The 10,736-nt window shown below is 43.9% G+C and carries 11 protein-coding genes; 5 read left to right on the top strand and 6 right to left on the bottom strand.

Going from position 1 to position 10,736, the window contains the following annotated elements; all coding sequences use genetic code 11:
- Window positions 1-9: 9 nt before the first annotated feature.
- The gene (locus PPIS_RS00775; protein WP_010370747.1) at window positions 10-189 is read right to left on the bottom strand and encodes a hypothetical protein; all 180 of its coding nucleotides are present in this window, start codon (window positions 187-189) and stop codon (window positions 10-12) included.
- A 100-nt stretch (window positions 190-289) separates the two neighbouring features.
- Here PPIS_RS00775 and PPIS_RS00770 point away from each other — a divergent pair, with 100 nt between their 5' ends.
- Both PPIS_RS00770 and PPIS_RS00765 read left to right on the top strand, forming a co-directional pair.
- Window positions 290-1,327 (top strand): NAD(P)H-dependent flavin oxidoreductase, encoded by a 1,038-nt coding sequence (locus PPIS_RS00770; RefSeq protein ID WP_021032472.1) that lies wholly within the window; start codon window positions 290-292, stop codon window positions 1,325-1,327.
- Between the two features lie 114 nt (window positions 1,328-1,441).
- Window positions 1,442-2,458, top strand: coding sequence for a CDP-glycerol--glycerophosphate glycerophosphotransferase (locus PPIS_RS00765; RefSeq protein WP_010370739.1), 1,017 nt, complete (start codon window positions 1,442-1,444; stop codon window positions 2,456-2,458).
- Window positions 2,459-2,529: 71 nt separating this feature from the next.
- Here PPIS_RS00765 and PPIS_RS25115 read toward each other — a convergent pair whose 3' ends face one another.
- From PPIS_RS25115 to PPIS_RS00760, 3 genes are all read right to left on the bottom strand, one after another.
- On the bottom strand, window positions 2,530-2,691 hold the full coding sequence (locus PPIS_RS25115) for a hypothetical protein (protein WP_019647401.1): 162 nt from the start codon (window positions 2,689-2,691) through the stop codon (window positions 2,530-2,532).
- 110 nt (window positions 2,692-2,801) lie between these two features.
- Window positions 2,802-2,969: a hypothetical protein gene (locus tag PPIS_RS25110; RefSeq protein WP_017217813.1), complete on the bottom strand. Its 168-nt coding sequence runs from the start codon at window positions 2,967-2,969 to the stop codon at window positions 2,802-2,804.
- Window positions 2,970-3,213: 244 nt separating this feature from the next.
- Window positions 3,214-3,687 (bottom strand): VOC family protein, encoded by a 474-nt coding sequence (locus PPIS_RS00760; protein WP_010370736.1) that lies wholly within the window; start codon window positions 3,685-3,687, stop codon window positions 3,214-3,216.
- A 197-nt stretch (window positions 3,688-3,884) separates the two neighbouring features.
- Here PPIS_RS00760 and PPIS_RS00755 point away from each other — a divergent pair, with 197 nt between their 5' ends.
- A complete protein-coding gene (locus PPIS_RS00755) occupies window positions 3,885-6,437 on the top strand; it encodes an Ig-like domain-containing protein (protein ID WP_010370733.1) in 2,553 nt (850 codons plus the stop codon).
- Between the two features lie 117 nt (window positions 6,438-6,554).
- Here the strand turns inward: PPIS_RS00755 and PPIS_RS00750 are convergent, their stop codons facing one another.
- Complete coding sequence (locus PPIS_RS00750; protein ID WP_010370730.1) at window positions 6,555-6,758, bottom strand: hypothetical protein; 204 nt, start codon at window positions 6,756-6,758, stop codon at window positions 6,555-6,557.
- Between the two features lie 314 nt (window positions 6,759-7,072).
- Here PPIS_RS00750 and PPIS_RS00745 point away from each other — a divergent pair, with 314 nt between their 5' ends.
- Window positions 7,073-8,422, top strand: a complete 1,350-nt coding sequence (locus PPIS_RS00745; RefSeq protein WP_010370728.1) for an MFS transporter — start codon at window positions 7,073-7,075, stop codon at window positions 8,420-8,422.
- Window positions 8,423-8,496: 74 nt separating this feature from the next.
- Window positions 8,497-9,456: a hypothetical protein gene (locus tag PPIS_RS00740; protein ID WP_010370725.1), complete on the top strand. Its 960-nt coding sequence runs from the start codon at window positions 8,497-8,499 to the stop codon at window positions 9,454-9,456.
- Between the two features lie 7 nt (window positions 9,457-9,463).
- On the opposite strand, the gene PPIS_RS00735 is transcribed toward PPIS_RS00740, so the two are convergent.
- Window positions 9,464-10,570 carry a helix-turn-helix domain-containing protein gene (locus PPIS_RS00735; protein WP_248694164.1) on the bottom strand — a complete coding sequence of 369 codons (1,107 nt, stop codon included), beginning with the start codon at window positions 10,568-10,570 and terminating at the stop codon, window positions 9,464-9,466.
- Between the last annotated feature and the right edge of the window lie 166 nt (window positions 10,571-10,736).

The following is a 10,736-nucleotide window of genomic DNA, read 5'->3' as shown; positions in this document are numbered from 1 at the left end:
CGGCGCTTGTTACCCAACCACCAAAACGTAGATAAGTTTAATGATCAGCGTCACCATTAATAAAGGCAGTACATATTTGGCATATTTTTGCATTTTATCTAGCCCTAAACGCTGCTGATACTTTTCCAATAATGGTATCAAGACGACCAACGCGATGACTAAACTCACTAATAATATAACTACGTTCATCTTAGTTCCTCTTTCTAAACAGGTATCTTACAACCAGTATTCACTTCAAGCAAAATTCCAGCTATGCTCATAAACACATCTGACCAGTAGAATAACAATGATGAAAACTGCTATCACCGAATTATTCGGCATCGAAAAACCCATTATATTACCCGGCATGAGCTGGATTTCTGTCCCTGAGCTTGTTGCGGCAGTGAGCAATGCTGGTGGCTTAGGTATTTTAGCCACGGGCCCGCTCAGTCAAAACGAGACACGTCAAGCAATACGAAAAATTCGTGAACTCACCGATAAGCCTTTTGGTATTGGCGTGACGTTAATGATGCCAGGCGCCAAAGAAAATGCCAAAGTCGCATTAGAAGAGCAAGTGCCTGTTATCAATTTTTCTTTAGGAAAAGGCGATTGGCTAGTGCAGGCGGCTAAAGCCTACGGCGGAAAAGTCATTGCCACTGTGGTGACGCAAAAGCATGCATTAGCAGCACAAAAATCTGGCGTTGATGCGCTATTAGTTACAGGTCATGAGGCCGCAGCCCATGGCGGTGAAGTAACTTCACTGTGTTTAGTGCCGAGCATAGTCGATATTGTCGATATACCTGTAATTGCCGCTGGGGGATTTGCCGATGGTCGAGGACTTATCGCCGCGCTAGCACTTGGCGCAGAGGGCGTTGCGATGGGCTCTCGTTTTGCAACATCTAAAGAAAGCCCTTTGCATCAGCATGTCAAAGATACCGTTGTGGAAAAAGACGTTGAACAGACGATTTATTCCAAAAACTTCGATGGTCTTTATGCTCGAGTAATGAAAACCCCCATGGCTGAAAAGGCAACGCGCCGCCCGATGAACTTTTTCATGGCCACCATAAAATCATTCAAGGCCGCCAAAATGGTCGACATGCCCTTATGGAAGCTACTACTAGGACTGTTATCTCAATTCGATAAAATTAAGATGCTGTCGCTCTTTGGAGCCGCCACCGAAAAGCTTGAAGCCGCCACAATCCACGGAGATTTAGACCATGGCGTGCAGTTTATTGGTCAATCTCAAGGCTTAATTCGAGAAATAGAATCCGTACAAACCTTAATGGATAACATGATGGCTCAAGCCACTGAGGTGCATTCACGTATCGGCAACAACACAGCCGAGTAACGGATGTTTGGTATTGATGCGGTAAAAGCGGTATTATCTTGCCTAATATCGCTCTGGCCCTAGTTGCGCCACTAAAGTACTGACCATAAACTCTGATTTTATAAGTGACTTTCAATGCCTAAACATTATCTTTTCTACATTGAGCAGCCATATAGCTTTGCCATTCTGAGACCCCTCCAAAACGCTATCCGCGCTAACGGTGACGTGGTGAAATGGTTTTTAAAAGGTAAAGATGTAAACTCAAGTTCACTTGCACCAGACGAAGCGGAGTTACTGAGCGTAGAGGACGTAAAAGCGTTTAATCCCAGAGCAGTATTTGTACCTGGAAACGTTGTTCCTGACTTTTTCCCAGGTGCCAAAGTGCAAGTATTCCACGGATTAGAATATAAAAAGAAAGGTCACTTTGGGATCCGCGGTTTCTTCGATTTGTATTGTACTCACGGCCCAATTACCACCGCGCCATTTAACCAACTCGCACAAAAACATGGTTATTTCTCGGTAATTGAAACTGGCTGGCCAAAACTCGACCCTTATTTTGATTACACCAAGCAAGAGAATGAAAAGCCAGTCATACTGTATGCTCCTACTTTTTCACCCAATCTCACATCGCTTGAAGCATTACATGCACAAATCAAACAGCTCGCAGAGTCAGGAAAATACAAAGTCCAACTTAAGTTTCATCCTAAGACGAAACAGCAGTGGCAACAGATGTACATGGAACTTGAAACTATCAGCGATTTTGAAATCGCTGGGAATGACAATCTCATTCCACTTATTCAGCAAGCAGATGTGGTGATTTCTGATACCTCTAGCGCCGTTGATGAGTCGCTACTAATTGGTAAACCGGTTATCACATTTAATAATCACCAGCCTCAAGATGCCTTAATCAATATTACCGACGCAGGCAAATTATCTGAAGCGGTTGAACAAGCACTTAATCTGTCTGAGGCACAAAGTGAACGTATTGAGCAATATATTCAGCAAGTGCACCCTTACCGCGATGGTAAAAGCGCCGAGCGCATACTCGCAGCAACAGAGACCGTAATTGCTGCTGGATTAAAGCGTAAACCACTTAATTTATTGAGGCGCTATAAAATACGCAAAGCACTGAATTACATGAAGATAAGGTGAAAGCCGGTAACTTTTCGGAAATAAAAAGCTCACTTAAATGTGAGCTTGTTCGTGTTAATTTATCACTAATCTTAACAATCGCACTGCCAGTATTGGTTACCCGTTTCCGTCAAAGGCGGACGACACGGAATACGGCTATTTGCACCACCAGCGATGTTTGGTGTTTGCTCTTGAGGCAGGTTTTGTTGTTTATCTAATTGTTTTAATGCTGTTTTTTTTAATTTTAATTTCATCTTCTTATCCTTGAGTTAATCTTAATTTATAAATCATGTTGTTTAAGGTTGATAGTCCAACAAGTCGATCTCTATCCCATCAGGCCAACCTAAAACACTGCTCGACTATACTAACAACGGCACTGACCGTAATCCGTACCAGTCAACGTTTCCGTTAAACGGCATGGGATTCTAGTATTTGGCTCAGCACCGCCTGCTACTTGAGGGGTTTGCTGTAAAGGTAGGTTTTGGTTTTTATCTAGTTGCTTCAACGCTGATTTTTTTAATTTTAATTTCATTATCATTTCCTTGAAATAGTCGTTTAGTGATAAGAATTTATCACTAATTCTTAAGCTGCCATGAAAAAATTAAAAATTCAACATTATTAACAATAAAGTTAACTTTAAAATTCACCCCTTCATTAGAACAACAATTAACCATATGTTAAATAATGCTTTTTAACCACAAACCCCAAAAAACGCACCATTAAAAACAAACAAAAAATCAACAAACATGCAATCTACTGAGATAAGCTTACCTCAACTAGGCATCTTGTTGCTTATCCATAAAATCAGCCATACGCGCGAGCAACTCGGTTTCTGTGAGATCTTCTTTATGCGTGCCAATCGTCCAGACATGACCAAATGGGTCTCGTAGCGTTCCAGCCCTATCACCATAAAACTGATCACAAACGGGCGTAACTTGCTGTGCCCCCAATTCAATTGCCCCCGCAAACACAGTGTCCACATCGTCAACATACAACATCAAGCTAACGGGCGTACCACCAAGCTCATTGGGATCTTTAAAGTGCATATCAGGGCACATATCTGAAAGCATCACATAAGAGTTACCAATCAGCAGCTCCGCATGTGCTATTCCGCCATCTGGCATAGGTAACTGAAGTTTTACGCTAGCGCCAAAAGCAGCTCGGTAAAACTCGATGGCTTTTGCTGCACCAGCCACAATGAGGTAAGGCGTGAGTGAATGATAACCGGAAGGAATTGAAGAAGTCGCCATGATATGGATCCTATAAAGTCCGTTAAATTCCCTCTAAACCTAGCCGATTATTTGAAATATGCGAATTAAAATTGCGATGCTCATGTTATTGCAGCGATGAGATTTACTCATTACTCGAGTGTTGATTAACGAATTATTTACCTATATGCTAATTTGGTTTTGTTCATAAAACACACAACAACATGTAAGGGATCAGTATGAAACCAACTTCTATATTACGATTGGCTTGGACGAGCGGTGCTCTCATCCTCGCAGGCCAAGCAAACGCCTACGACTGTAGTAATTTAACCCTGTGGTCTGAACAACAAGTATACAGACAAGGGGATATTACAGAGTCCCAAAACCAAGCATATGAAGCTAAGTGGTACAGTCAAAACGACAATCCAGCAGGCCACTCCGGTCCTTATGATGTCTGGCGGTCACTTGGAGCTTGTGCAACGGGGTCAGGTCAAACGCCGAGTGTCGTACTCACCAGCCCAAATAATGGTGCTGTGCTGGGCGAAAATGACAGCGCTGTTTTTTCCGCTGATGCCAATGATGCCGATGGTGACCTAGCTTATGTCGAATTCTTAGTAAATGGCCAAGTTATCGCAACGGATACTAGCGCGCCATTTCAAACCACTTGGAGCGCAGTACTTGGCGAATACGATATCAGTGCAATTGCCACCGATTTACAAGGGCTAACCGGAAGTTCGCAATCAGCACGGATCACAGTAAAACCGGGCGGGGGAAATTTACCACCGAACGTATCCATTGTAGCACCAGCCAACGGCCAGCAATTCTATCAAGGCGATATGGTAGGGATCAGCATCACCGCTGAAGATAGCAACGGTACTATTGCGGGAGTAGAAATTAGCCTGAACAACCAGCTTGTCGCGAACCTAACAACCTCTCCTTTTGAGTTCCAATTCCAAGCGGAACAAGTTGGCGTAAACCAACTAAATGTAAAAGCGATAGACAATCAAGGCTTGGTGAGTGAGGCAAACCTTGCCATCGACGTGTTAACAAAAGTGGGAGGTGGCTGCCAAGGCCTTAGAGCATACAGCGCTGGACAAAATTACCAGACTGGTGAACTCGTCGCGCATAATAATCATAAATATCGCTGTGACATCGCAGGTTGGTGTAGCTCAAACGCGCAGTGGGCATACGAGCCAGGTACAGGCCAGTATTGGACCGATGCTTGGAGCGACTTAGGGATCTGCGCAATCGCGCCAACCGTAACGTTCGAAAGCCCGTCCAATAATGGTACTGTTTTGGTCAATGCGCCCACCACTATCTCTGTCAGTGCTCAAGATACTGACGGCAGTATTGCTACACTGTCACTCTATGCTGACAACACACTCCTCGCCACAGCCAATCAAGGAACACTTAGCCACAGCTGGACACCGACAACCCTCAATCCGGTAAGCTTAAACGCCATTGCCGTCGATAATGAAAGTAATCAAAGCGAGCAAACAATCACAGTGAATGTGACTGATAAACCGATTGCCGTTGATTTACTCGCCCCCACTAGCGGCAGCCAAATTACCTTGGGTAATTCCACTCAATTGATTGCACAAGCATCCTCTTTTGTTGGACAAATCACACAAGTACAATTTTATGCTGATGGCGTATTACTCAATACAGACGCAACGCCACCCTACGAATATAGTTATGCACCGGCCTCAATCGGCACAAAAACACTTTATGCCACGGCCACCAACGACAATAATGAACAGGTGTCCAGTAGCGGCGTGACAGTTCAAGTCATCGACAAACCCATCGGTAAAAAGCACAAACTGATTGGCTATTGGCATAACTTTGTCAATCCAGCTGGTTGCCCTATTCCACTTGATCAGATGTCTACTGCTTGGGACATCATCGATATTGCCTTTGCTGAAAATGATAGAAACTCGAATGGCACAGTGCACTTCACACTATTTGAAAAAGACATTCGCTCTAACTGCCCGCCTATCGACCCAGTAAAATTCAAATCCGACATGCAGGCACTACAAGCGCAAGGTAAAGTTTTTGTGCTAAGCCTTGGTGGTGCAGAAGGCACAATTACCCTCAATACGGATGCCGATGAAGCGGCATTTGTCAGCAGCCTCACCGGTATTATTCAACAATGGGGATTTGACGGGCTCGATATAGATTTAGAGAGTGGCTCGAACCTTGTGCATGGCTCTCAGATCCAAGCTCGGCTGCCAAGAGCATTAAAACAAATAGAACAAAATATTGGTGGCAATATGGTACTTACCATGGCCCCTGAGCATCCCTACGTACATGGTGGCATGATTGCCTATTCAGGTATTTGGGGCGCTTATATTCCACTTATAAATGAGCTACGCGACACATTAGATTTACTGCACGTACAGCTATACAACAATGGCGGCCTACCTAACCCATACGAACCAGGAAGTGCTCCTGAGGGCTCAGTGAACATGATGGTTGCTCATGCAAAAATGCTGATTGAAGGATTTGATCTTGCTGATGGCACCCGCTTTGCGCCACTTAGGGATGACCAAGTAGCCATTGGTCTACCTTCTGGCCCACAGTCGGCAAATTCAGGCCAAGCGCCCATCGGCAATATCATCAATGCCTTAGATTGTTTAACCAAAGGTACAGGATGTGGCACTATTCAACCCAACAGGGCTTATCCGAACTTTGGTGGCGTGATGACATGGTCGATTAACTGGGATAAGTACGATGGTTATAACTTCTCTCAACCCATTGGCGATAAATTAACGCAGATGAATCGAGGAAATTAAAGTTACATTGGCCTGGGCTTGGTATTTACGTCAAACGTTATTCTGAGCTCAGGTTGATGAATCAATAAAATACAAAGAATAAAGGCAGGTACTGCCCAGCTCCTGCTTACTTGATTGCTAACAATTTTCAGTCGTGTAGTTATCGCATCGAGCGCTTGTACAAAGTGCAGTGGTGATTAAATCACACTCTTTAGTCGTGGTTTCACAACCAATCGTGCCAGGCCTCGTTGTATAACCGCCTGCCACATTAGGCGTCGCTGCATAATCAAGTGATTGGCTGTTTTTAGATAAAGACTTTAATTTTTTAACCGTTAATTTCATTGGTAATCCTTTTTTGTTTTATTGATAAATTCAGGAACTAGCTCATAATAATTTAGTCCTGAACTTAAGTTGTATCACCTGAACAAAAAACACTCAACCCAATTAAAGCAACTATTCAATCATTCGCGTGTTATCACTGTATTTTTGCCAGAACCACACTGAATAACCCTATAACTTAGACTATGTAGCAATCAGCCAACGACACAAACAAACAAGGCTGATAAATGGTCAACAGCTTTTTGCTTGGAAATAAACTATTTCTCCCCTACTATTAGAGCGTTACACGCAAATTCATAATGAATCCCAAGGTCGATATGAAATCTTTTCCATCGCTTTATTTAACAAATCTATTCTTAGTCGGTGGGACAGGCCTGCTGACTACTTACTTAGCGCTTTATTTAGGCCAGCACGGCGTCAGCACGTTTTGGATCGGCTTGCTTACCTCGTTTTATTACTTGGGTTTGTTGCTCGGTGCCAAATTAGGCTACCACCTGATCAAATCAGTTGGGCATATTCGCGCGTTTGCGGCAAGCACAGCTGCAGTGACGGCCTGCGTAGCAATACATGGGGTGAGTGACAATATCTATCTTTGGCTTGGACTACGACTTGTGGTGGGTCTTGGCATGATGTGTAACTTTATGGTGCTCGAAAGCTGGCTGAATGAACAAGCAGCACCAGAGCAGCGAGGGCGGGTATTTTCTTTTTACATGCTCACTTCCTACCTCGGTATGGTAACTGGGCAGTTTGCGCTTTCTAACTTCCCCGAGCTTGGCTATGCGCCGCTATTTTTAATTGTTGTTGCTTTATCCTTTGGAATTATCCCTATTTCAACGACGAGGCGGATCCACCCTAAGCCACTTAAACCTATTCAAGTCAGTCTGTTTACCTACTTCAAAAAAGTGCCTCAATCTCTTACGGCGGTCTGTTTTGCCGGAGTGATTAATGGCAGCTTTTATGGCCTTGCCCCGACTTTTGCCAGCCAATCAGGATTTAATGCCGAAGAAATTGCTATGTATATGTCGGTAACAATTTTTGCAGGTTTGCTTGCACAGTGGCCAATGGGCATTATCTCTGACCGAGTTCGCAGAAGTATCTTACTGCGCAGTAACGCTGTTTTTATTGGGTTGATTTCTCTTTGTATATTTTTACTGCCACTGAGCCCAAGCTACAGTCTTTGGCTGACTTTTGGCTTTGGGTTATTTGCATTTACCATGTACCCACTTTCTTCGGCACTAGCAAACTCCCGTGTTGATGATGAAGACCGTGTTGGTGTTTCTTCCGCATTGCTGGTGGCGTTTGGGGGAGGTGCCTGCGTTGGCTCGGCCGCTATTGCACAGATCATGTCCCATTTTGGTCATCAAGCCTTATACGCTTCGTTAAGCGCACTAACCGTTGTTATGTTTTTACTCCTCCACTTTATCAACGCCAGACAAAAAGCTGAGCAGCCAGAGCCTAGCGACTATGTGGCTGCGACTTCTGATATTACCAGCTCACCGCTCGCAGCCACCATGGACCCGCGTATCGAAGAAAAAACAGCACACGAACAGCTACTTGTCGTTGACGAAGATGCGCCTCGCGATAACGACGATGAACTCGACGACAATGATCAAAATAGTGAGCCAACCGAGGAGCTGGACGAAACGACTAACAAACCTCAGCCATAGTCTGACTGATAAGCACTCGTCACCAAAGATTGCTTAATCAAGGTGTTATCAGCTATGTATATAGAATGTAGCTGATGACTGATGAGTATTGTGATTTGCAAAACACTTGGATTGCCTTTGGTGGCGTTATGCTGCTTACGGCTTGTACCATAGCCAATAGCTGTGAGCTTGCTGTACTTGATGGTAGTGTCGTGCTCAATTCCTCAAAGATACAGCCTAAATGTCGTTTTAAACAAGATCAAACCGGCCAATTGTCTGCTGTGGCTAAGTTCACCTCAGTACTAACTCATCAAGCGCCAAATTCTAAAATAAAGCGGCTATCACAGAAGCAAGCTCAGCAATCATGCAACATCGACGATACACAAGGCAGTTTGACTTGTACATTCAATGGCAAAAGCGACCACTTCGCGCTGACTAACACCATTAAACAGGGGAAAATCGCATCAACAAACTGGCAAGATGATGAATATGTTTACCTTGGCTGGATGACCAACACTGAGGTATTAATGGGCTATATTGCGTTTGGCGCGCTTAACAAACACAGCGCTCCCTTTTTCATTCCCACCTCCCAGTTTTGCCAATATGGTCTAAGCTCGCATATTATCGACCTTGGTAAGGGCGACTTATTGTGCCAAAACCACGAGGGGCTTTGGTCTCATAGCCGTTTACTGCCCCTACCGCAGCCCTGCCAACAACCACAACAAATGATCCAAGATAAAGGTGGGATTTGGGCGCTGGAATTTGTCGAAAGTAGCTATCAATGGCGGATCTGCAGATACAACGATAACGCAGGTAGCCTATTAGCCGCATACGAATACAGCATAGATTTAAAAGCGACACTGGCTCGGTATGACTTACAGCCCAGTGATTACACCCAACTTACTTTTTTATCCAATGACGATACTAACGCTATCGCGAATGCGGTAGAAATAGATAACGTCTTTCCGGTCAGTGATATTACACCAGAGCTTGACCCACAAACGATAGAGCTGCCTATTCAGCAGCTACAATACAAACTGACTAAACTAGATTAATCGCCACTTACTCTTGTGCTTCACGTAGCACTTGCGTTTGGCTATTTTGCTTTCTAAATTGGTTTGGCGTGGTTCCCGTAGTGATTTTAAATGCTCTAGTAAATGGTCCAACCGATGCGAAACCACTTTCCAGGCCAACGACAAGTACTGGCCAATGCTGTTTAGCGGGGTCTTGTAACAGCACTTTGGCATGCTCAACCCTCAACTCATTGACCAATTGGCTGAAATTTCGCGCTTGCAGGTTTTGTCGTATCACTCGGCTTATTTTGTATTCAGGTTCATTAAATTGCTGAGCCAAGTCAGCGACTTTTAACCCTTCTTTGAGAAAGCCTTTTTGCTTGATAAGAAAGTGTTCCACCTGTTGCTGGAGCGCAATATCATCCTCGGTTTGTGTTGGCTCATTTGATTCAACGCACCTAACGGATGTAATTGTATGTTGAGATGAAAATCGCCAATACAGTAACACTTGCGCCGTCAATATAATGAGGATGGCTGCGCTTGTCACTGCCCATTCTTGAACCTCACGATTGTCGGCAAAGCGATTTTCGATTAGTTTAGTGCCTGCGACGCAAATAAAATAAGCGGATATAAATAGCACCCTTTGTGCTTTTTCTTGCCCTTGAGACTGTGAGAATCCTCGGCACCCTTCCCAAAATGCCAGCATGAGCACACTAGATGACAACAACAAGGTAAGCTCATACGCCGCAATGTTAAGCCACTCAACAAATCCGCGAGCGTTCATGTGTAATTGACTATCGATAAACAAATAACCTTGTCGCCATATGACCAAGGCAGCAATAGCAATTGCAAACACAACATGCCTTTTTAAAATGGCCTGTTTTTCTCTAAATAGTGCCCTAGCAAGCAACCAAAACCCATTACAGGTCACGCAAGCGCCCATGCCAATTAAATACTGATATCCATTTAAGGAATCTTGAGTCAGCTTTTTGGTCGTGGCCAATGCTATCGAGCCGCACACTAAAGCAAAGAGTAAATGTGCTGCTTTTTTCTCTTTTACAAAAAGCTGAGCAACAACCAAAGTGCAACATAGGCTAAGTAAAAGTAGGTAATAGTTTTCAATAGTCATGGTGATTGAAGGAATATTGATCGACACAGAAACTCTAACAGCCACACCAAAAGCATTCAAATTAACTTTGTAAATAACCATTACATCAGGTCAAGTAAACTTAACACCACCATTTTTAAAATTCGGCCTACTTTCTTTGCTTTGATTTTCAAAATCAAAGCGACGAGATAGCAAAATCTTGTCATTTTATATA

It is taken from the genome of Pseudoalteromonas piscicida (assembly GCF_000238315.3).
Lineage (GTDB): Bacteria > Pseudomonadota > Gammaproteobacteria > Enterobacterales > Alteromonadaceae > Pseudoalteromonas > Pseudoalteromonas piscicida.
Note: the sequence above shows the minus strand (reverse complement) of the source record. Positions and strands in the feature narration are given on the sequence as shown.

Excerpts from the sequence above, each read along its gene's own strand:
- PPIS_RS00775 (WP_010370747.1), bottom strand. The coding sequence starts at position 189 with ATGAACGTAGTTATATTATTAGTGAGTTTAGTCATCGCGTTGGTCGTC.
- PPIS_RS00770 (WP_021032472.1), top strand. The coding sequence starts at position 290 with ATGAAAACTGCTATCACCGAATTATTCGGCATCGAAAAACCCATTATA.
- PPIS_RS00765 (WP_010370739.1), top strand. The coding sequence starts at position 1,442 with ATGCCTAAACATTATCTTTTCTACATTGAGCAGCCATATAGCTTTGCC.
- PPIS_RS25115 (WP_019647401.1), bottom strand. The coding sequence starts at position 2,691 with ATGAAATTAAAATTAAAAAAAACAGCATTAAAACAATTAGATAAACAA.
- PPIS_RS25110 (WP_017217813.1), bottom strand. The coding sequence starts at position 2,969 with ATGAAATTAAAATTAAAAAAATCAGCGTTGAAGCAACTAGATAAAAAC.
- PPIS_RS00760 (WP_010370736.1), bottom strand. The coding sequence starts at position 3,687 with ATGGCGACTTCTTCAATTCCTTCCGGTTATCATTCACTCACGCCTTAC.
- PPIS_RS00755 (WP_010370733.1), top strand. The coding sequence starts at position 3,885 with ATGAAACCAACTTCTATATTACGATTGGCTTGGACGAGCGGTGCTCTC.
- PPIS_RS00750 (WP_010370730.1), bottom strand. The coding sequence starts at position 6,758 with ATGAAATTAACGGTTAAAAAATTAAAGTCTTTATCTAAAAACAGCCAA.
- PPIS_RS00745 (WP_010370728.1), top strand. The coding sequence starts at position 7,073 with ATGAAATCTTTTCCATCGCTTTATTTAACAAATCTATTCTTAGTCGGT.
- PPIS_RS00740 (WP_010370725.1), top strand. The coding sequence starts at position 8,497 with ATGACTGATGAGTATTGTGATTTGCAAAACACTTGGATTGCCTTTGGT.